At 40.9% G+C, this 21,904-nt stretch carries 16 protein-coding genes and 1 pseudogene; 4 read left to right on the top strand and 13 right to left on the bottom strand.

The features are described 5' to 3' along the window. Window positions 1-54: 54 nt before the first annotated feature. The 5 genes from ACRWP9_RS07320 to nhaA all read right to left on the bottom strand — a co-directional run bounded on the left by ACRWP9_RS07320 (window position 55) and on the right by nhaA (window position 3,441). Window positions 55-450: a protein YgfX gene (locus tag ACRWP9_RS07320; RefSeq protein WP_434928956.1), complete on the bottom strand. Its 396-nt coding sequence runs from the start codon at window positions 448-450 to the stop codon at window positions 55-57. Window positions 451-484: 34 nt separating this feature from the next. Next, on the bottom strand, window positions 485-733 hold the full coding sequence (locus ACRWP9_RS07315) for a succinate dehydrogenase assembly factor 2 (RefSeq protein WP_434928561.1): 249 nt from the start codon (window positions 731-733) through the stop codon (window positions 485-487). 40 nt (window positions 734-773) lie between these two features. Then, complete coding sequence (nhaR, locus tag ACRWP9_RS07310) at window positions 774-1,706, bottom strand: transcriptional activator NhaR (RefSeq protein WP_434928560.1); 933 nt, start codon at window positions 1,704-1,706, stop codon at window positions 774-776. A gap of 173 nt (window positions 1,707-1,879) precedes the next feature. Further along, on the bottom strand, window positions 1,880-2,269 hold the full coding sequence (locus ACRWP9_RS07305) for a hypothetical protein (protein ID WP_434928559.1): 390 nt from the start codon (window positions 2,267-2,269) through the stop codon (window positions 1,880-1,882). Next, window positions 2,269-3,441, bottom strand: a complete 1,173-nt coding sequence (gene nhaA / locus ACRWP9_RS07300; RefSeq protein ID WP_434928558.1) for a Na+/H+ antiporter NhaA — start codon at window positions 3,439-3,441, stop codon at window positions 2,269-2,271. Before nhaA ends, ACRWP9_RS07305 begins: the two co-directional genes overlap by 1 nt. Window positions 3,442-3,785: 344 nt before the next feature. On the opposite strand from nhaA, the gene ACRWP9_RS07295 reads away from it, so the two are divergent. Then, the gene (locus ACRWP9_RS07295; RefSeq protein WP_434928557.1) at window positions 3,786-4,637 is read left to right on the top strand and encodes a thymidylate synthase; all 852 of its coding nucleotides are present in this window, start codon (window positions 3,786-3,788) and stop codon (window positions 4,635-4,637) included. Window positions 4,638-5,016: 379 nt separating this feature from the next. Here ACRWP9_RS07295 and ACRWP9_RS07290 read toward each other — a convergent pair whose 3' ends face one another. The 6 genes and pseudogenes from ACRWP9_RS07290 to rppH all read right to left on the bottom strand — a co-directional run bounded on the left by ACRWP9_RS07290 (window position 5,017) and on the right by rppH (window position 12,264). Further along, window positions 5,017-5,367 carry a cupredoxin domain-containing protein gene (locus ACRWP9_RS07290; protein WP_434928556.1) on the bottom strand — a complete coding sequence of 117 codons (351 nt, stop codon included), beginning with the start codon at window positions 5,365-5,367 and terminating at the stop codon, window positions 5,017-5,019. Between the two features lie 10 nt (window positions 5,368-5,377). Then, a complete protein-coding gene (locus tag ACRWP9_RS07285) occupies window positions 5,378-7,624 on the bottom strand; it encodes a heavy metal translocating P-type ATPase (protein ID WP_434928555.1) in 2,247 nt (748 codons plus the stop codon). Continuing rightward, the gene (locus ACRWP9_RS07280; RefSeq protein ID WP_226410714.1) at window positions 7,624-8,094 is read right to left on the bottom strand and encodes a MerR family transcriptional regulator; all 471 of its coding nucleotides are present in this window, start codon (window positions 8,092-8,094) and stop codon (window positions 7,624-7,626) included. The genes ACRWP9_RS07285 and ACRWP9_RS07280 overlap by 1 nt, the downstream gene beginning before the upstream one ends. A gap of 556 nt (window positions 8,095-8,650) precedes the next feature. Continuing rightward, on the bottom strand, window positions 8,651-9,451 hold the full coding sequence (locus ACRWP9_RS07275) for a sulfite exporter TauE/SafE family protein (RefSeq protein WP_434928554.1): 801 nt from the start codon (window positions 9,449-9,451) through the stop codon (window positions 8,651-8,653). A 29-nt stretch (window positions 9,452-9,480) separates the two neighbouring features. After that, window positions 9,481-11,714 (bottom strand): annotated as a pseudogene (gene ptsP, locus ACRWP9_RS07270) (phosphoenolpyruvate--protein phosphotransferase). A 25-nt stretch (window positions 11,715-11,739) separates the two neighbouring features. Then, complete coding sequence (gene rppH / locus ACRWP9_RS07265; protein WP_226410719.1) at window positions 11,740-12,264, bottom strand: RNA pyrophosphohydrolase; 525 nt, start codon at window positions 12,262-12,264, stop codon at window positions 11,740-11,742. Window positions 12,265-13,087: 823 nt separating this feature from the next. Here rppH and mutH point away from each other — a divergent pair. Both mutH and ACRWP9_RS07255 read left to right on the top strand, forming a co-directional pair. After that, a complete protein-coding gene (gene mutH, locus ACRWP9_RS07260) occupies window positions 13,088-13,756 on the top strand; it encodes a DNA mismatch repair endonuclease MutH (RefSeq protein ID WP_434928553.1) in 669 nt (222 codons plus the stop codon). Between the two features lie 237 nt (window positions 13,757-13,993). After that, complete coding sequence (locus tag ACRWP9_RS07255) at window positions 13,994-15,013, top strand: adenylate/guanylate cyclase domain-containing protein (protein ID WP_434928552.1); 1,020 nt, start codon at window positions 13,994-13,996, stop codon at window positions 15,011-15,013. Between the two features lie 106 nt (window positions 15,014-15,119). On the opposite strand, the gene oxyR is transcribed toward ACRWP9_RS07255, so the two are convergent. Together oxyR and ACRWP9_RS07245 are read right to left on the bottom strand one after the other, a co-directional pair. Beyond that, window positions 15,120-16,040 (bottom strand): hydrogen peroxide-inducible genes transcriptional activator OxyR, encoded by a 921-nt coding sequence (oxyR, locus tag ACRWP9_RS07250; protein ID WP_434928551.1) that lies wholly within the window; start codon window positions 16,038-16,040, stop codon window positions 15,120-15,122. Between the two features lie 164 nt (window positions 16,041-16,204). Then, entirely contained in the window at window positions 16,205-16,570 is a 366-nt protein-coding gene (locus tag ACRWP9_RS07245) for an Hpt domain-containing protein (protein WP_434928550.1), read from the bottom strand. An 884-nt stretch (window positions 16,571-17,454) separates the two neighbouring features. Between ACRWP9_RS07245 and gltB the strand changes: the two genes are divergently transcribed. After that, a complete protein-coding gene (gltB, locus tag ACRWP9_RS07240) occupies window positions 17,455-21,903 on the top strand; it encodes a glutamate synthase large subunit (RefSeq protein WP_434928549.1) in 4,449 nt (1,482 codons plus the stop codon). Window position 21,904 lies beyond the last annotated feature (1 nt).

Below are 21,904 nucleotides of genomic sequence, written 5' to 3'. Positions count from 1 at the left end.
AGATTAAATCGCTGTGGATGACTAAACCTGTATAGCAAGCCGTTAAACGGCTTGCTATACGTGGCTACTTTGATTGACAAGGCGACACAAGGTTCTGTATTGAGAGTCATCTAGCATGTCTGCCCAAACACAGCATATTTGACGCGACTCGTCTTCAAACTCTAGATAAAGTAAGCAAAATAACGGGCAAATAAACGCCGCTTTACCAAAAGTAAATGATTGACCATTTACTAAGCGCCCACCTAATTCCCCATCAATTATTATCTGACACTGCCATTTTCTTAATACCAATAGCTGCCAAGCAAAAACAACAGGCACAAGCAGTATCAATATATAGAAAAAGCTATTAAATAAAATTGAGTCCATTTGTGGCCAGGCAATGAAGCTTGTCATGACAACAGCAAAAATTATCCAGTAGCATAAGTACTGATTAAACGACGCACTCAACACAAACAAGCTTGTGTGAGTGCTATTTGAGGCTTGTTTACGGTGCTGGACGTCCACGAACTTTTACGACCATGGCTGCAAGCAAAGTATCTGGACATTGCTCATGCCCCATAAACCAGGCAAATAATTCTGGATCCTCGCACTCTAGCAGACGAATAAAAGTTTGCTTATCTTCATCGGACATATCTTGATATTGTGCCTCAACAAACGGCTGAAGCAATACATCAAGCTCTAACATTCCGCGGCGACAAGCCCAGCGGACTCTGGCAATATTCATTAATTCCAACGCAATACTCCTGCGAAAATTTAGGTTAACCTCATTGAGGTTAGTCCACTAATCCTATGCGATTATCAAAATCTTGTACTTGCTGATCCAATCCTAAAAATAAATCGGTAAAATCAGTTTCAAGCAAGCTTTTCACTGCCGGATGTTGGATCATCCGTTCAGCAAACATGACATGATATTCTTCTTTAATATCGGTGGTTTCGCCTAACAAAACCATTCCTTGCGAAAGTATATCATGACGATAAATAGACGGGGCGACAAAAATACCTCGTTTAAAATATCCAAATGCTTTCATCATAGCTGCATCATCAAACTCGCCTAAAATACTGACATTAAGGTTTTTTTCAGCAAACCAGCGATGTAACTGCTGCCCAAGTGATGTTCGGATCCCAGGAATTAGCAACTTTTCCTGCTCTAAACACGCAGGGAATTCAGCATCAATAGGATGAGCACAAAAAAAGCTTACCCCACATTCACCTAATTTTTTAGATAAAATATCAGTGTACTTCAATGCCCCACCAGCACAATCTGACAGTATCATATCTAGCTGATGTTCACGTAATCTAGCGATAAGGCTTTCATGGGTAGACTCATAACACGCAAGATGTATCGAACCATCATGTGGAATAACAGTTAATAGCACCCTGCTCACCAGCGCTTTGGACAAAGCATCAGCAATTCCGACTTCAAATAGTACAGAGGAGTCTTTTTGATAGTTAAGCAAATCAAGCATTTCATTACTTAAATTAAACATTTTATCGGCATAACGATAAACGACTTCACCGAGTTCAGTAGCCTCTAAATTGCGCCCAACTCGCTTAAACAGTGCGCCCTTCAACCTTCCCTCTAGTAAACGCATTTGGCCAGTGATAGTTTGAGGCGCTAAACACAATGCTTCAGCAGCTTTAACAACTGAACCTTTTCGTTTAACCATCCAAAAATAGTAAAGATGATTATAATTAAGATGTTGCATAGAGTCAGCCTTTTAAAAAATACATCTTTTTCAATGAAGGTATAAACACCCTCAACATTACAAACAGTTTAATTTCACTTAATGTGACAGTCACTGAGTCAGTTCCTGTGAAACAAAAATCGCCCACATAAGTGAGCGATTTTCTATATAGGAGCACAGTAAAAGTGAAGTCGTTATTGACTACGACAATCCATCAGTGAATTAATTACAGTTTCAAGATCATCACTGTTGCTAACATTACCCATAGAAACTTGCTCAGTTAATGCATCAACAATATCTGAACTATCAGGAATATGGCTGACACAGTATTTTGCGTTTGCTTTTTGATAACGTTTGCCAGCACGGTATTTAAGTGCACGCGACTCATAACCCCCGTCAGCATTAACCTTCTTTGCAGGCACATTTTTACGGTACATCAAAGCACCATCAACCACACCTTCAAGATAACTGTTACAGCTTGGACTTTCAGAGTCGGTTAAACAGACATCAAATGAATTAGCAAAAGCTGGGGTGGTAAACACTCCCATAGTGACTGTAAAAGCGATAACGGATAGTAATTTCATTATTTTGCTCCTTTCTTAGGTAACACTTTGTCCAACCAGAAATAGCCGATTAATGCTGCAAGTAAAGATCCGGTTAAAATACCAAGTCTTGCAAAATCACCAAATGCTGTTGGAGAGTTTTCAAAGGCAAGTGAAGCAATAAAGACTGACATAGTAAAACCAACACCACACATTGCAGCAACAGGCGCGATTTGTCTCCAGCCTATCCCTGGTGGCAATTCAGCCCACTTTAGCTTCACGGCTAAATAACTAAACAATAGCACACCAATTGGCTTACCCAATACTAGACCTAAAATAATACCAATCGTTATTGGTTCAGCAAATGAGCCTAGCGTCATATTAGCAAGCGATAATCCAGCATTAGCAAAAGCAAATACGGGCAGAATTAGGAATGTGCTCCAAGGATGTAGGCCATGTTCTAAATGCTCAGAGGGTGAAGTACCATCTTTAGCCCTTAATGGAATACAGAATGCAATAATTACCCCGGCAAGCGTCGCATGTACTCCCGATTTTAGGACCGCAACCCATAATATAAAACCAAGCAATCCATAAGGCGCTAATGAGGTGACCCCTTTACGATTAAGCACAATCATCAACACAATTGCGATAGCGGCAATGATCAAGCTCAGCATCGACAAGTCTGTACTGTAAAATAATGCAATAATAACGATAACACCAAGGTCATCAATAATCGCCAAAGCCAATAGAAAAACTTTAAGCGAAACAGGTACTCGGCTACCTAATAGGGCCATAATACCTAAAGCGAAAGCAATGTCAGTTGCTGCTGGAATAGCCCAGCCGACTTGAGTAGCAGGATCTGAATAGTTAAACATCAGATAAAATAATGCCGGAAATACCATCCCCCCGATAGCACCAAAGGTGGGTAAAGACGCTTTAGCAACAGTCGATAACGCGCCTTCCAGTAATTCACGTTTAACTTCTAAGCCGATTAACAAAAAGAACAATGCCATCAAGCCATCATTAATCCATAATAATAATGGCTTATTAATATCTAGTGAACCGACACGAACCTGAACGCCTGTATTTAAGAAGCCTTCATAAAAACCCGACAGTGGTGAATTTGCTAAAATCATGGCCAAGGCAACGGAGATCATCAGAATAATCCCTCCTGCTGACTCTTGGCTCAAGAAGTTTTTAAGTGCTCTTTCCATATGTAACTCCTAAAAATCGATGCTTTGAGTCTATACTAAATGAATAACATAAATATAATCGAATGTTTCGAGCTAATACCTCGAAAAAACCGAGTTGGCTTAATAATACATCATAATTTTTATATTAAGCCGCATTAATGGGTCTTAAACACTACAATAGCCTGTTTATTCTTATTAACACCACTAGCTTTATGATTTACTTATTAATAAAGTTCAATCGCTTTATCTTGCCTGAATTACTGTGCATATTTCAACCGTTCCAATTAACTGCATTAAGTTATTTATGCTCAAACAACTCATAGGTATAATCTAAACCTATAGCACATTAAAAAATCAGGGATATCATGAGACAATATTTGGATCTTTGCCAACGTATCGTAGACGAAGGCACTTGGGTTAATAATGAAAGAACCAACAAACGCTGTTTAACCGTTATTAATGCCGACCTGAGTTATGATGTTGCCAATAATCAATTCCCGCTTGTTACCACTCGGAAAAGTTTTTGGAAGTCGGCCATAGCTGAAATTATCGGCTATATGCGCGGTTATCAAAATGCCGCTGACTTTCGTGCGTTGGGCACAAAAACCTGGGACGCTAATGCAAACTTAAATGAAGCATGGCTTAACAACCCTAATCGTAAAGGCGAAGATGACTTAGGGTTAATTTATGGTGCTTTAGGCAGAGCATTCCCTAAACCAAATGGCGGCCATATTGATTTATTGCAAGGTATTGTCGATGATCTTTCAAAAGGTATAGATAATCGAGGCGAAATATTAACTTTCCTACACCCTGGCGCATTTGATCTAGGCTGCTTACGCCCTTGTATGTACGAACATCATTTTTCATTATTGGGTGACACCCTGTATTTAAACAGTACTCAACGTAGCTGTGATGTGCCGCTTGGCTTAAACTTCAATATGGTTCAGGTCTATGTATTATTGGCATTAATGGCGCAAATAACCGGTAAAAAACCCGGTAAGGCTTACCATAAAATTGTTAATGCTCATATTTATGAAGATCAATTAGCCCCTATGCGCGATATCCAACTGAAGCGTGAACCTTTAGCTGTGCCCAAATTGATTATTAACCCAGACATAAAAAGCCTCAAAGATATTGAGACTTGGGTAACCTTAGAGGATTTTAAGGTAGAAGGGTATGAGCATCACGATGCTATTCAATACCCATTTGCGGTGTAATTAATTCGTAAATCAGTAAATTCAACTTAGGGCTGTGAATAAAGCTCCTCGTTACGATAACAGCTTTCAACTGAGAAAGTTGTCATTGTAATGGGGCTGTAGCAGTTGAATGGAAAATTGACTGAGTGTATTTTTACTATGATGATTTTAAAGTGTATTAATCCTGAAAAGTCATCCTCAGAATAGCTACCGATTTCAATTATTAACTTTAAAGTAGATTGATTTGAAGTCTCACCAGTTTGTATTTTTCATCGCGTATATTGCTTAAGGCTTTGGCTTAATACGACACTTTCCTGATATATCACGACTATCCTCTTTTTCTTATATGGGCTTTGTCCGCTCTCATGGTTTAACTCTCATGGTTTAACTCTCATAATACTTACTCAACAATCAACATGCCTTTATACATTTGCATCTGACAATGAAATGGATATTCGCCCTTTTCCAGTGCTGGTAACGCTATCGTCGTGGGTTTATCCAGCGCTAAATCCTGGCTAATCTCTAAGTCGGGTAGCAAGACGGTGGCTGAACATCCGGATTTATCTTGGCGTAAAAAGGTTATTTCTGTAGCTGTATTAGCCGCTATCTTAATTCGTGCTGGCGTATACACCCCGTCTTTAACCAGTATCGATGTGCTAGCGTCAACCTTAGTTTCATTTGATGGTTTATATAACCAAAACCACCAAATAATAAAACCGATTAATGCGATACACAGTAAATTGATTAACATCTTGAGTCTCCTAGTGTTCTTTAGCTTTAAACAAACGTAAGCGGTTAGCGTTACTCACGACTGTCAGTGATGAAAAGGCCATCGCCGCGCCGGCAATCACTGGGTTTAGCAAAATACCAAACACTGGATAAAGCACACCTGCCGCGAGGGGAATACCCGCGACGTTATAAATAAATGCGCCAAACAAGTTTTGTTTAATGTTGCGCAGCGTTGCTTTACTAATGGCTATCGCATCGGCTAAACCATGAAGCGAGCCGCGCATTAAGGTAATATCAGCGCTTTCTATCGCAACATCTGTGCCCGTTCCAATAGCAAAGCCGACATCCGCTAAGGCTAACGCTGGAGCGTCATTAATGCCATCACCGGTCATACCAACCACTTCTTTTTGTTGCTGAAGTTCAGCGACTTTTTTGGCTTTATCTTCTGGCATAACTTCGGCGAAAAAGTCATCAATACCGACTTTTTTAGCCACAGCGGCTGCGGTCGCGCTATTATCTCCGGTTAACATAATCACTTTGATGCCACTGTCTTTGAGTCTCGCAATCGCTTCGATTGAATCAGACTTTATCGGATCTGATACTGCAATAATGGCCAACAACTGCCCTGCAAGTGCCAAATACATCGGTGTTTTAGCCTCTTCCGCTAATACCTGGGCTTTAGCTTCATGGAGACCAATATCAATGTGTTTGTCTTCCATTAATTTGAGATTACCAAACAATAATGTTTGTCCATCAACCTGCGCCTCTACACCTTTGCCAGAAATGGCAGTAAAGCGGTCAGTATTGATCGCATCAATACCTCTAGCACGCGCGCTTTCAACAATGGCTTGGGCTAATGGGTGTTCTGAGTGACTTTCAATCCCAGCAGATAAAGCAAGGACCTGCTCTTCACTGTCGGCATTAACCAAAATAATATCGGTAACTTGCGGTTTACCTTCGGTAATGGTGCCGGTTTTATCTAAAATCATGGCGGTTATTTTAGACGCAGTTTGCAATGCTTCACCGTTACGAATTAGCACACCCGACTCAGCCGCCTTACCCACACCGACCATGACCGACATTGGTGTGGCCAGTCCTAGCGCACAAGGGCAAGCGATAATTAATACTGTTGTTGCAGACACGATGGCAAATACGCTCGATGGTTCTGGACCAAAGTTAAACCACACCATGGCACTGACAATAGCGATAATCATAATGGCTGGCACAAAGTAAGCGGCTATGACATCAGCTAAACGACCGATCGGCGGCTTAGAGTTTTGCGCCCGTTTGACCATACTAATAATGCGCGCCAGTGCGGTATCTTTACCAACACGAGTAGCTTTAAATATGATTGATCCAGACTTATTCAAAGTACCGGTTACAACGTTGTCATCAACAGCTTTTTCAACCGGCATTGGCTCACCGGTCAACATTGACTCATCAATGGTACTTTTACCTTCAATAACGACCCCATCGACTGGGATTTTTTCGCCAGGACGAACTCTTACGTGATCGTTAAGTAATACATGAGCAATATCGATGTCGACATCTTTTCCATCACGGATAACTCGAGCCGTTTTAGCTTGCAGGCCAATAAGACGCTTAATGGCTTCAGAGGTCTTACCGCGCGCTTTCACTTCTAGCGCTAAACCAAGATTAATTAACCCAATAATCATGGCGGTCGCTTCAAAGTAAACATGCCTTGCCATCTCAGGAAACCACTGCGGAAATGCCACAATTAACATCGAATATATCCAAGCCGTTCCAGTTCCTAAGGCGATGAGGGTATCCATATTGGCGTTATGGTTTAAAAAAGATTTCCAAGCACCAATATAAAAATGCCTACCGGAGATCAGCATAATGGCAAGAGTAACTACACCAACCAGTCCCCACACCACTTGCTCTGATAGGCTTGATACCGTCATTTCGCCAATAAAAAGTCCATAAACCATCAACGGAATACCGACTGATAAGGCGATAATGGTATGGCGTAATAGACTTTTATAATGCTGTAAATCAGCCTGCTCTTTTTCGTTCATGGCATCTTCTGCCGACTCAGCTTGGATTTGAGTGGCGTTATAACCGGCACTTTCTACCGCTTTTATAATCAACTCGGCAGCAGCTTTACCCTTAACCAGTACCGTTCTGTCGGCAAAGTTCATCTCGGCCGAATCAACGCCTTGCACGCTGTTAATCGCTTTTTCAATTTTGCCCACACAACTCGCGCAGCCTGCTCCGAGAATATTGAGCTGCATAGTTGAGTGTGTTGTGTTCTCCATTACTTAATCTCCCTTAACATCAATTTGATATTGTCATGTTGAGCAACGCTTGATTTAGAGCTGTCAGTTTGATTTGTACCTTCAATCAAGTTACAAACCATGTTTCCTGTCGGCAAGTTATCTGCCATGGTTGACCATTGCTCAACGGCTTGTGAAAGCCTTGCCCTTAGTTTGACCATTTCATTAAATTGCTGCTGTGTTTCATCCAGCTTTTGTTTCACTAATGCCCGCACAAGATGACAGGCACTTTCACCGTGGTCGGTCTTAAAAAAAATCACTTTAATTTCATCGACTGAAAAATCAAGCTTACGAGCGCTTAAGATAAATTGCATACGCGACTTATCCTCACCGTTATAAATTTTATAACCATTAACGGGCGATTTATTGGGATTAAGCAGTCCAATACGTGTGTAAAAGCGCACTGTGTCGGCGGTGATACTTAATTCATTAGCAAGTTGATTCACTTTCATATTGCCTCCCAAAGCTAGCATTAAACATTACACTAACTTGACTATAAACCTATGTGTTACACACAGGTCAAGCAAGGTTTGAATATTAAAATAATAGGGCGCATTTGAGCGCCCTATTATTAGAAGCTTACTGCTGCATCATTTTAGTATGTTGTTTCATGATGATAGCCATTAACTCTTGGTGATTAACTAACTTGACGGCTTCAGCTTTAATAGTGGCGCTTCTAATGTTGTAACTGGTAATTTTTTGAAAAGAGGTAGATGGTTATGGGCCTGACATGACCATTGCAGTAGACATTGCTATTTAGGAAGATATCATCAGTTGTGAAGATTTAAGCATTTTATTAGACAAAGCGAAGCTAGAGATACACAACTGCCCTACTAGTGATAATATTATCGCTATATTTAACAAAACCTCTTGCATACATTTCGTCCACTCAAATCAACATAACGACGGTAGCAAAGTCGTGTTAAACAAACTGCTAATTACATCGCAGTTAATTGAAAGTATAAAATTCCCTTTGATTAATATATGAATACCTGTGGACTAGTCTCATTAGCTAAAAATCAATTTCAAACCTACTACCAACAAAAGGCCTGCAAAGGCCTTTTTTAGTATTGCCGTAGGTAAGGTGCTCGCAGCTTTGACACCTAAAGGGGCACAAATCATTGAACTAATAATGATACCGAATAACGCCGGAAGATAAATATAACCCAAGGTGCCAGAGGGCAAATCAGGCGCATCAAACCCTGCAATGACATATCCCGTCGTTCCAGCGATAGCAATTAAAAAACCGGTTGCCGAGGAGAAACCTACTGCTTGTTTCATTTGTAAACCGCAAACGGTTAAAAAGGGGACTAATAACACCCCGCCACCAATTCCCATCATACCTGCGACTAATGCGATTAAAATAGACACAATAAACAACACCCATGAAGGAGGTAGCTTACCTTCGCCTTTTGACTTAAAGGGAAATGCCATTTGAATGGCCATCAATACCACAAAAACCGCAAAAGCTTGCTGTAGCTGATCCGATGGGATCATTTCTGACACAAAACCCGCTGACAATGCCCCTAGAACAATACCAGGGAATATTGGTTTAAATAACGCCCAAGGAATGTTACCTCGTTTATGGTGCGCGGTTGCTGAAGATAAAGAGGTTAAAATAATGGTGCTCAATGACGTTGCAATAGCGACATGAGTTAATAAAGAAGAGTTAATGCCTACCCAAGGCAGAATATACAATAATGCGGGCACGATAATCAGCCCACCGCCAATACCTAATAATCCAGCCAAAAAACCTACAATTGCCCCTAATCCAAGACATATTGAAAAAACCAGTAACAAATTTTCCAAGGTATTCCCTTAACATTGATAAATATAAACTAGTGTAAAATATCTTCTAACTGATGTTGTTGAGTAAATTCAAACAGCACTTGTTTCACTTGGGTGGCATTAGAAACAGATAAACAAATTGTCAGTACTTGGTTTAATTGGGAGTGCGATACTCGTCGAAGAAGATAATTGATTCGCGCTAAACTCGCCTGGTTCATACTGAGCTTGGTGTATCCCATAGCCACTAATAAAAGCGCACCATAGGGTTCACCTGCAAGCTCACCACAAACACTGACATCTAAATCATGCTGTAGGCACTCATCCAATGCGCGCTTTAGCGCCCTTAAAATACTGGGATGATAGCTATCAAACAGTGAACTTACATTAGGATTATTACGATCTACAGCCAACAAGTATTGAGTTAAATCATTACTACCTACAGAGACAAAATCAACTCGCTTAGCCACATCATCTAACTGATACAGCAAAGCAGGAACCTCAAGCATCACACCAATTTTTGGTCGAGTCAGCATACTATTCAATTCAATATTCAACTCATTATATGCCTGATCAAGATATTCTATAGTTTGATCTATTTCATCTAGGTTACTGACCATAGGCAATAGAATTTGTAACTGTTTACCTTTACCGCCCGCTTGTAACATCGCTCTTAATTGCATTAAAAACAACTCAGGATGATCAAGCGACAGCCTAATTCCTCGCCAGCCTAAAAAGGGATTGTCTTCTTTAATGGGGAAATACGGTAAGGGTTTATCTCCACCAACATCAAGTGTACGCATGACAACAGGACGATCACCCGCTGCATTTAATACCCTTTGATAGACTTTAATCTGCTCTGCTTCACTAGGGAATCGTTGATGCAACATAAAGGGAATTTCGGTGCGGTATAAGCCTATGCCATCGGCTCCATCAGCAATATCAGACTCAATCCCACTCAATAGACCCGCATTCAAATATAAATGAATACGTTTGCCATCAAGTGTGTTTGCAGGCAAAGACAGCTCGGCAGAGAAGCGTTTTTGTTTTTCAGCATCGACTCTTATAAGTGCTTGATATTCGGCTACCACGGCGGGTGATGGCGACACCAGTAACTGGCCTCGGTTGGCGTTTAGGACCAATAGCTTATTATCTATATTGGTCTCTAATACCTGCTCTACACCAACCAATGCAGGCACACCTAGGGCTCTTGCAAGGATTGCTGCGTGGGCATTAACACCACCCAGTTTAGTCACAATACCGGCTAGCTTATGCCGTGGAAATTCTGCCAACATAGTCGCATCGACTTCTTTGGCAACCAGAATGACCGGTGTTTCAGGTTCAAACTCTAATCTATCGGGCTCAATTAACTGACGCAGCACCTTTTGACCGAGCTCGCGAATATCACTAGCTCGTTCTTTTAGGTAGGGATCATCCATTGCCAAGAATTGATCAATATATCGAATAGATACTCGACTTACTGCAGATTCAGCTCGCCAACCAGCGGCAACTTCTCGAACATATTCCCCCCCAGACTACTGTCATCGAGCAACAGTTTAAAAGCGGAAAAAATAGAGGCCACATCTTCTGCTTTATCACGTTCAAATCGCTGTGAAATAGCACTTAACATATCTTTGCTGCGACTAATGGCTAATTTAACCCGAGTGGTTTCATGCTCTATGCTTTCACATGCTAAATCAGCTTGTTCTAGGGAAATAACCCCCCCGAGTACCAATCCCTTAGCGATTGCAATGCCACTTGATGCTGTGGTGCCATTAAAGACCACTTGGTCTTGCACATTAGTAATAGCCGCTTTATTTTTTAAACTGCGGATCACCACGGCTAATTGCGCCGCTAATGTCATTAAAAAGGCTTCTTCACCCTCGCTAAACTGGCGAGGATTGGGTTGCTGAACCACAATGACACCTACCACCATTTTTTGATAAATGATCGGCACAGCAAGAAAAGCGCGATACTCTTCTTCTTCAACTTCAGGGAATAATTTAAAACGCGGGTGAATTCTTGCATCAGCTAAATTAACCGCTTCTTCGCGTTCAGCAGCTAATCCGACTAACCCTTCTGTTAATGGCATTCGAACATGGCCAACAGCAGATTGATGCAGTCCTTCTGTAGCAGAAAGCACCAGCTGCTGGTGCTCAAGAAGATAAATAGAACAACACTGAGTGGCCATAGCATGCTTAGTTTGCACAACCAATAGCGATAATGCCGCTGTTAACGTGTTAGCAGCGGCAACGGCCTGTGTAATATCCCTAAGTGTATTTAACACTTTATTTATCCTTTAATGATGGCCCTTAATTTCGGTTGCGGCCTCTTCGCCTATTGTGATGAATCTCTCTGGTTTGCAAAGCTAGCGTGATTATTGCAAATTCCTTCATCACTTTCCGGTATACGTCTCGCTTAAAAGACACCACTTGCCTAACAGGATACCAATAACTCACCCAGCGCCAATCATCAAACTCAGGATGGCCTGAAGAATTCAAGTTAATGGTATTGTCATGACCTTTTAGTTGTAGCAAAAACCATTTCTGTTTTTGTCCGATACACACAGGTTTACTATCTTGTCGAATTAAACGCTTCGGTAAACGATAACGTAACCAAGAGCGAGAAGTAGTCAAAATTTGAACATGTTCAGGTAATAAACCCACTTCTTCATATAATTCGCGATACATGGCTTGTTCGGCTGTTTCGCCTTCATCAAGCCCACCCTGTGGAAATTGCCAAGAATGCTGACCAAATCGTCGCGCCCACATAACTTGACCAGACTGATTACAGATAATGATGCCCACATTTGCGCGAAAGCCGTCGCTATCAATCACATGGACTCCAATTTCACAAAAATTTTCATTGATGTGATTGTTTCACAAAGCTTGCTTATCAGCAAACCCCTATTTTCAGCATTCTATGGGATAATTATAACTTTTATGCATTCTTATCAACAATTAATTGTGTCCTACAGACTCGTTATCCACAAAATCTGTGGATATGTCTGTTTGAAACTTCCGTAAACTTAATAATTTGATTAAAAAACCACTTATTACAAAGTGTTTTTAAATTTAACCGACAAACATTTAACCATTATAAAACAATTGCATAGGCAACAAAAAAGACTAGAAAACATTAACGCAATAAAAACAGGTCACTTTTCAACCACTCCCAAAGTTATACCAAGACACTAGAGCTACAACTAAAACTTATTCACAAATGACAACTGATTTTTTGAAATAAAATGCCTTTTTTGGCCATAAAAGTCATTGACTCACACTTTTACATCGGTTAAAGACAACAACTTTAGCATGTTATGCAACAAATCTGTGGATAACTATGTGGGAAAGACTAGGGATAAAAGCGTGTAACTTTTTTAAAGTCGAATTACTCCATAAATTAAAATGCGTTAAATTGCTTTATTTCATCAACTTAAATGACTTTCTGGCGGATAAATAACACCACCCAAAATAAACGACTATTATTTAACCAACCCGTTATTGTTCCATTAAAATCTACAATAACATCGCTATATTCATCAGAGTTATTTCATCAAACTGTTGAAGGGTATTTCTCAATTGTTCTACACAAACGGTTGCACTAGAGGCTAATATTGATAATCTACTGCCATAACTCAACATGATCAGCTTAAATGTTATGCCAAAACCATCACCACAAAGTCTGACAGAACTTATGCAAAGGGCCCAAGAAATGGCCGGTGTGTCTCTAGCTGACATAGCATTGGAAAATGGGATTAACGTGCCTCAAGACCTAAAACGGGATAAAGGTTGGGTAGGACAATTAATAGAAATGGAACTTGGTGCCTTAGCCGGTTCAAAACCTGAACCTGACTTCATCCATTTAGGAGTAGAGCTAAAAACAATTCCAATTGATCACAAAGGTAAACCACTGGAAACTACCTACGTTACCGTTGCCCCCTTGACTGACATTCATGGCCTCACTTGGGAACAAAGTGTGGTGTTTCACAAGCTTCAATCTGTCCTTTGGGTTCCCATCGAAGGAGAACGCCATATTCCGGTTGGGCAAAGGCGGGTTGGTACTCCGCTACTTTGGTCGCCATCAAGATCAGAAATGGCCTTGCTAAAGCAAGATTGGGAGGAAATCATGGAAAAAATTGCTCTGGGGCAAGTCGAAAAAATTACCGCTCGCCATGGTGAAGTGTTGCAATTACGTCCTAAAGCTGCAAACAGTCAAACATTAACGGAAAGTATTGGTCCAGATGGGGCTATTCAATTATCCAATCCACGAGGATTTTACTTGAAAATACCCTTCACCCAGCAAATCCTTAAGAATGCATTTTTGTAAAAATATATTAATAAACTTTAGCAAACACTAATAAACCTCTTATTAATCATTATTAAGCTAAAAAAAACATTTTCTGTCACTCTATTGATCTAAATCACAAATACGACTAACACAAGTAGGGGTTTTTCGTTAAACTGCGGCTCTATTTGATGCTCATCTCGGATCTGATTTTTACTCTTGAAAGCCAAAAAACAACTTAAAAAACTCATCTTTGCCATTTTAGCTTGGTGCTTTGCCATGGCTGCATTTGTGTTTTTCCGATATGCACAAACGCCTGAGCTGCCACAATGGGCTATTGGCAATGGTGATCTTGCGACTCTAGCTATCTTTATGGGCTGTGTTTTTGGATGCTTACATTGGATGTCAAATCTAATAGCCGACTTTAGTGCAATTAGTCGTTTACCTTATATTTTCTCGGTTATTTTTAAGGGCTTATTTTTATTATTAGGTGCGACCACTATTGCCTATGTGACCCAATACTTAAACATGTGGGCTATTGAAAATCATATGGTTACCTTAAGACAAATGCTGACCGCGCATGTTCTTTACAGCCCTTCTTTTCAAGCATTAGTGGTTTATTTAGTCGTTGTGAGGGTTGGGTTGGCCTTTATAGAACAAATGGCCTTACTGGTTGGTCCAAGGGTGTTATTGAATATTGGTCTTGGTAAATATCATAAGCCCCGCTATGAACAACGCCTATTTCTATTTCTTGATATGGCTTCGTCGACCTCACATGCTGAAGCTCTGGGTGACTATCGATTCTCACGCTTGATCCAGGACAGTTTTAGTTTATTAGCTGATACTGTGATCAAAAATGATGCAGAAATCTATCGATATATGGGTGATGCAGTGCTGATTTACTGGCCACTTGAAGAAGGCATAAAAGAAGATCGTTGTTTAAATATTTACTTTGAGTTTTGCACTGAATTGCAATGGCAAAGAAAGTATTTTGAGCAACAATATGGTTTTGTGCCTAAATTCAAAGCTGCGGCCCATTGTGGTCAAGTTGTCGCTGCGGTTGTAGGCGTTCACAAACAGGAGATTAGTTTCTTTAGTGATGTGTTAAACACACTGGCAAGACTACAAGATCAATGTAACCCATTAGGACAAAGAATGCTGCTGTCAGGAGATGTTGCCCATCGCCTAGAGCAGCAGGACAGCCTCTATCAACTTAAAGATTTGGGTTTAGTCCCACTTAAAGGCAAACAACACCCTATTGAAGTCTATGCTGTCAGTACCAAACAAAAATCTATATGATTTGAAACTGTGCACAAAAAACTGTGTACAAAGTCATTGTTGATCTCTGAATAACTAAGGACGGCATAGCCAACTGGTATTTATATCACTGCGTTAAATAACAATATTAAGATTTACTCATCGCTTGGGGCATTAATTTTTGCTGCATGGCCAAACCTAAGGTTCTAAAGGTACTTATGCGGCTGGTTGTTTGACGCCATACTAGACCAATTTCACGATATGGGGCATCACCAGGTGGGTCAATCACTTTAAGTTCAGTGTCGTTTAAAATCCCCGCATCAATAGCCATCTGAGGTAAAAAGGTTGTCCCCAGCTTACTGTCCACCATCTGCACTAACGTGTGTAGACTAGTCGCGGCGAAAGGATTGATTTTTGCACTATTACCTAACTGGCAAGCGGTAATAGCATGACCCGTAATACAGTGTTCAGCTTGCAGTAAAAAAATACTTTCATCAGGCATCAATTGGTAATCAATTGGCTGCACCACATCATATGAGAGCTCTCGGTGCATCACCATTTTAAATGGATCGATACCCACTTTCATACTATGAAACCCACTCGTATCCACAGGCAATGCTAGAATCAATAAATCCAATTCTCCCTTAGCTAGCGCGTCTAATAAACGTTCAGTGGTATCTTCTTTCAATAATAATGACAGCTGTGGATAGTCCTTTTGACAGAGTTTAACGACTCTGCTCAACAAGAATGGCGCGATGGTAGGAATACAGCCCAAACGTATTTCCCCTGTCATCGGGGCGCCTTGGTTTTTAACCAATTCAACCAGGTCATCTACATCGGTCAGAATATTGCGAGCTCGCTCAACAACTTCTTCACCAATAGCGGTGAACATAAAAGATTTATGATCACGTTCAATCAATTGATAACCAAGCTGTTCTTCTAAATTCTGAATACCACTAGATAGTGTCGACTGGCTGACAAAACATATTTTAGCTGCACGATTAAAATTTTGCTCTTGATGTAAGTTAGTCAGGTAATAAAGATTTTTTAAACTCGGAAGACTTTTCATATAATCGATTATATCAAAGGATAGTAATTTGAATAATGAATTAACAACGGCAGAAAAACAAGGTTATCATGATGAACTAGGACACAAAGTTTAAAAAAATCGAAAAAAATACCCCTAAAATGAGGGGTATTTTCAACAGCGTTCAACAAAAGACTAGAATGGGTTTAAGCTTTAGCTTGTAAAAATAACTTAAGTTGCTGTAAATCGCTTTCAGCATGATCAACTATTTCAGCTAACCAAGTTTTGTGTTCATCTGCCCACTTAGCTTCTTCGCCATGCTGTAGCAGCTGAGCAAACTGTTGAATACGCTTTAAACCAACAGAACCCGCTGCACCTTTAAACTTATGCGCTTCAGAACACAAGGCCTCTTTATCACCGTCATCGTTAGCTTTAATCAAACAACCAAGATACTCAGGCATCAATTGTTCGAACAACACAACACTTTTCAATAAAGTACCAGCACCGATGGCACTAATGTATTGCTCAAGTGTGTTCAAATCCAAAATTGCATCTAACGGCGTCACGGACATTTAGGGCACCTCTAATTAGTTTAAAATTCTAAGTCTAAGCCTATAAAATTAGCTTTATAATACCCCGTCTTTGCCCCTATGCAAGCTTTGCTAGAGGTTAGCTCCTCAAACCTGTCATAGGCAACATTTTGATAACAATTAAGTAAACAACCTTATCCCATGCTTAAAAAAACATCTTAACAATTCATACTATAATCCCGTTTCTAGATGATGAAAATAGAACAACACACTAGCAGCTAAACAGACATAATATTGTCTGATAAGAGCTTTCACGCCTTTTATTCCTAAGTTATACAGTCCATTTTATCTCTTAACTTGCTGCATTAACTCGACCTTCGAATAACATCGCGCTAAGCATCTAATTAAGCAATTTTAGAAACAAAACTGATCGAAGTATTAAAGTAAATCAAACAGTTGTTTTAGACTTAAATCAAACAAAACAAACTCAACCATTGATAACATCGAGGTTATATTGCCTTTGGGTTAATGTTTTAAACAAAAACAGTATATTTTAAATTACTAAAAGTGAATATTTAATCAAAAAAACGATTGATAATCATTGAGACTGTATTTGAAATAAAATTCACTATTTTTATTTCAAAAACAATTCAAGGCGGTTGTTACCAAAAAGTTACCAAATATAGAGTGACATTCTAAAATTCTTTTTATTCATAAGGTTATACAGAAAATAACACAGTTTACGTTAACGTAAACCTGATGCAATATTACAGTTATTTAGTAATAAAATTTCACAACCATGCAATAATTGCGTTTGACCTTTGTACAAACTCAGTTTAATTTGAGAGGTTCGGGTGCATATCTATGGAATTTCTTCACATTTACCCCGAGTCGTATCTAGTTAGAGGTTTTAGGGGGTTTTTTGTATGAGCTTATATCATCCCAGTTTCGAGCGGGACAATTGCGGGTTTGGATTGATAGCGCAAATGGATGGCGACGCCAGCCATAGAATCGTGCGCACTGCAATTCATGGACTCGATCGCATGAAACACCGTGGTGGTATTGCAGCCGATGGACGTACAGGTGATGGCTGTGGTCTATTAATGCAAATGCCAACCGAATTTTTTGAAGCAATAGCAGCTGAAAATGACTGGCACTTAAGCCGTAAGTTTGCTGTGGGCATGTTTTTTCTAAGTCAAGATCAGCAAAAAGCTGACGAAGCTAAGTTTATTTTAGAAAAAGAATTACAACGAGAAACATTAAGTGTTGCCGGCTGGCGTAAAGTGCCTGTGAATCAAGATGTACTGGGCGAAATTGGTCGCAACAGTTTACCGCAAATTTACCAGGTACTAATAAATGCACCTGTAGGTTGGCGTGAAAAAGATTTAGAACGCCGCTTGTATATGGCGCGTCGTCGTCTTGAACAACAAATTACCAATGACGATGATTTTTATGTTGCCAGTTTATCGGGTCAAGTCATTGTCTACAAAGGCTTGATGATGCCTGCTGATTTACCGTCATTTTATAGCGATCTTGCCGACATCAGATTAAAAAGCGCGATTTGTTTATTTCACCAGCGCTTTTCAACTAACACCTCGCCTAAGTGGCCTTTAGCACAACCGTTTCGTTATTTAGCCCACAATGGTGAAATTAATACCATTACCGGTAACCGCCAATGGGCCCGTGCACGTGCTTATAAGTTTAATTCACCTTTGTTGCCTGATTTACAACAAGCGGCTCCCTTTGTGAATGAAACCGGTTCTGATTCATCCTCTTTAGATAACATGCTAGAAATGTTGTTATCTGGCGGAATGGATTTATACCGCGCAATGCGTTTGCTTATTCCACCAGCATGGCAGTCAAATCCAGAAATGGATGATGAATTAAAAGCATTTTATGACTTTAACTCTATGCACATGGAGCCATGGGATGGCCCAGCGGGTATCGTAATGACCAATGGTCGTTATGCGGCTTGTGCAGTTGACCGTAATGGCCTACGCCCTTCTCGTTACGTCATCACTAAAGACCGTATTCTTACCTTAGCCTCTGAAGTGGGCATTTGGGATTATGCTGCTGATGAAGTGATTGAAAAAGGCCGTGTAGGCCCAGGTGAATTGCTGGTGCTTGATACCTTAAATGGCCGTTTACATCAGTCATTTGAAATTGATAACGATTTAAAACGTCGCCACCCATACAAAGAATGGATGGCCAAAAACAGTCAAACTCTGATACCAGCAGAAAGTATTGACCCATCAAAACAAGGCTCAAGCCGTTTTGATGCCAAAACCTTATTGCAATATCAAAAGCAATTTGGTTTTACCCGCGAAGAACTTGAACAAGTGATATGGGTATTAGCCAGCAAAGGCGAAGAAGCTATCGGTTCAATGGGTGATGATACTCCTATGGCTGTGTTGTCGAAAAAGTCACGATCATTGTATGATTATTTCCGTCAAAAGTTTGCCCAGGTCACTAACCCACCGATTGATCCATTGCGTGAAAAACACGTTATGTCGCTCGCCACTTGTGTCGGACGTGAACAAAATTTATTCAGCGAAACCACAGGTAATGCTTACCGTGTGATGTTTAACTCGCCCATTTTATTGTTTAGCGATTTTAATCAACTATTGGGATTAGACAGTACTAACTATCGTGCCAATACCGTTGATTTAAACTACGATGCCCATGAAACGCTTAAACAAGCTATTCATCGTATTACCGATGAAGCAGAGCGTTTTGCACGCAGTGGCACCACCTTGTTGATTTTATCTGATCGCGCTGTCGATAAAAACGCCCAGGTGATCCCAGCAGCAATGGCTGTTGGCGCAGTACAGACCCGTTTAGTCGACAAAAGTTTACGTTGTGACACCAACATTATTGTTGAAACGGCGTCAACACGTGATCCGCATCATTTTGCAGTATTAATTGGTTTTGGTGCCACGGCAATTTATCCATACCTAGCCTATGAATCCATTGCGGCGATGGCTAAAAAACACGCCATTGAAGATGTGACATCCTTAATGCTTAACTTCCGTTATGGCATTGAAAAAGGCCTGCGTAAGATCATGTCAAAAATGGGCATCAGTACTGTGGGCTCTTATCGTTGTAGCCAACAATTTGAAGCCGTCGGTCTAGCCAGTGATGTGATTGAATTATGCTTTAAAGGCGTGATCAGTCGTATTGAAGGGGCAAGTTTTAACCATATTGCTGACGATCAAAAAGCACTTCATACCGCGGCATATCGTGCGCATGTACCCTTGCCACAAGGTGGTTTACTTAAGTATGTCGAGGGTGGCGAATACCACAGCTTCAACCCTGATGTGGTAAACAGCTTACAGGCATCTTTGAAAAATAAAGATTATCCTGCATACAAACAATTTGCCCGATTAGTAGATGAACGTCCTATTGCGACTCTACGTGATTTGATTGGCGTGAAAGGCTCACTAGCCGCAATTGAGTTAGACAAAGTAGAAGATGCAAGTCATTTATTTAGCCGCTTTGATAGCGCGGCTATGAGTATCGGTGCGCTAAGCCCTGAAGCTCATGAAGCGCTTGCTGTGGCAATGAACCGTTTAGGCGGTCGCTCTAACTCTGGTGAAGGTGGTGAAGATGCACGTCGCTTTAACACTGAACGTAACTCTGCCATTAAGCAAGTTGCCTCTGGTCGATTTGGTGTCACCGCGCATTACCTGGTTAACGCAGATGTATTGCAAATCAAGGTTGCTCAAGGGGCAAAACCGGGTGAAGGCGGTCAATTACCGGGCCATAAAGTCAGTGTTGAAATTGCCGGATTACGCCATGCACGTCCTGGTATCACGCTTATTTCCCCACCACCACACCATGATATCTACTCAATTGAAGATTTAGCCCAGCTGATTTTTGATTTAAAACAAATTAACCCTACCGCTTTGGTCTCAGTAAAGTTAGTTTCTGAGCCTGGTGTTGGCACCATTGCAACCGGTGTGGCTAAAGCCTATGCCGATATGATCACCATTTCAGGCTATGACGGCGGCACAGGCGCAAGCCCGATAACATCAGTGAAGTATGCCGGTTCTCCATGGGAATTAGGCCTAGCTGAGGTTCAACAGTCGTTAGTTGAAAATGGCCTACGCCATAAAATTCGCTTACAAGTTGATGGCGGCCTAAAAACCGGGACAGATGTCATTAAAGCTGCGCTTTTAGGTGCTGAAAGCTTCGGTTTTGGTACCGTGCCTATGATCGCATTAGGCTGTAAATACCTGCGTATTTGTCATCTTAATAACTGTGCCACAGGCATAGCTACTCAGGACAAGAACTTACGTGATAACCATTATCATGGGTTACCTGAACGTGTGATGACTTACTTTGAATTTGTTGCCAAAGAAGTACGAGAGTGGATGGCCGCACTGGGTGTCAGTCAATTTGAAGACTTAGTGGGTCGTAGCGAATGGTTATATGCCCTTGAAGGCCAGACAGCTAAACAGCAAGGTCTAGATTTATCACCAATTCTGTATAAACCTGTCGTGCCAAGCACTTCATCACTTACATGGAAAGAAATTAATCCGCCGCTAGATATTGGTCAACTTAACCAGACTCTGCTAGCTGATTGCAAAAAAGCCGTTGATGAAGGTGATAACTATGCCTATCAATATGCCATTAATAACACCGACCGCTCTGTGGGTGCCGCACTGTCGGGGTACATTGCCAAGTTACATGGTGTAGCGGGCACTAAAGAGCCAATATCATTGGCATTTAGTGGCAGCGCAGGTCAAAGCTTTGGGGTATGGAATAGCCCAGGGTTAAACTTGAAACTGTGTGGCGATGCCAATGATTACGTTGGTAAAGGTATGTCGGGTGGCAAGATTGTTATTCACCCGCCGATAGGTAGTCCGTTCCAAAGTGAACGAAGTGCCATTATTGGCAACACCTGTTTATATGGTGCAACTGGCGGTAAATTATTTGCCGCAGGCCAAGCGGGCGAGCGATTTGCAGTACGTAACTCAGGCGCCATTGCGGTTATAGAAGGCTTAGGTGATAACGGCTGTGAATATATGACCGGCGGTATTGTTGTCGTATTGGGTAAAACCGGGGTGAACTTCGGCGCTGGTATGACTGGTGGCTTTGCTTATGTATTTGATCAATTCGGCCGCTTCAACCGCCGTGTCAATACTGAGTTAGTCGATACCCTGAAAGTTGAATCAACCATTCATCGCCAGCACTTAAGAGGCTTAATCGAAACTCATGTTGCCGAAACGGGCAGTGAGCATGCCCATTTGATTTTAAGTGATTTTGACAATTGGATAGACTGCTTTGTCATGGTTAAACCTAAAAATGTTGCCGTTGCTGATCTATTAAAAATCGAGCAAAAAAGCCCTGAATTAGCTGTTAAGGCGGGATAAT

Origin of the sequence: Shewanella sp. HL-SH2 (genome assembly GCF_051164935.1) — a bacterium.
GTDB classification, from domain to species: domain Bacteria; phylum Pseudomonadota; class Gammaproteobacteria; order Enterobacterales; family Shewanellaceae; genus Shewanella; species Shewanella glacialimarina.
The sequence above is the reverse complement of the archived record's forward strand: the minus strand, read 5'-3'. Positions and strand labels throughout refer to the sequence as shown.

Coding starts and splice junctions, on each gene's coding strand:
- oxyR (WP_434928551.1), bottom strand. CDS start 16,040: ATGAAAAGTCTTCCGAGTTTAAAAAATCTTTATTACCTGACTAACTTA.
- mutH (WP_434928553.1), top strand. CDS start 13,088: ATGCCAAAACCATCACCACAAAGTCTGACAGAACTTATGCAAAGGGCC.
- ACRWP9_RS07290 (WP_434928556.1), bottom strand. CDS start 5,367: ATGTTAATCAATTTACTGTGTATCGCATTAATCGGTTTTATTATTTGG.
- gltB (WP_434928549.1), top strand. CDS start 17,455: ATGAGCTTATATCATCCCAGTTTCGAGCGGGACAATTGCGGGTTTGGA.
- nhaR (WP_434928560.1), bottom strand. CDS start 1,706: ATGCAACATCTTAATTATAATCATCTTTACTATTTTTGGATGGTTAAA.
- ACRWP9_RS07245 (WP_434928550.1), bottom strand. CDS start 16,570: ATGTCCGTGACGCCGTTAGATGCAATTTTGGATTTGAACACACTTGAG.
- nhaA (WP_434928558.1), bottom strand. CDS start 3,441: ATGGAAAGAGCACTTAAAAACTTCTTGAGCCAAGAGTCAGCAGGAGGG.
- ACRWP9_RS07295 (WP_434928557.1), top strand. CDS start 3,786: ATGAGACAATATTTGGATCTTTGCCAACGTATCGTAGACGAAGGCACT.
- ACRWP9_RS07285 (WP_434928555.1), bottom strand. CDS start 7,624: ATGGAGAACACAACACACTCAACTATGCAGCTCAATATTCTCGGAGCA.
- ACRWP9_RS07305 (WP_434928559.1), bottom strand. CDS start 2,269: ATGAAATTACTATCCGTTATCGCTTTTACAGTCACTATGGGAGTGTTT.
- ACRWP9_RS07255 (WP_434928552.1), top strand. CDS start 13,994: ATGGCTGCATTTGTGTTTTTCCGATATGCACAAACGCCTGAGCTGCCA.
- ACRWP9_RS07280 (WP_226410714.1), bottom strand. CDS start 8,094: ATGAAAGTGAATCAACTTGCTAATGAATTAAGTATCACCGCCGACACA.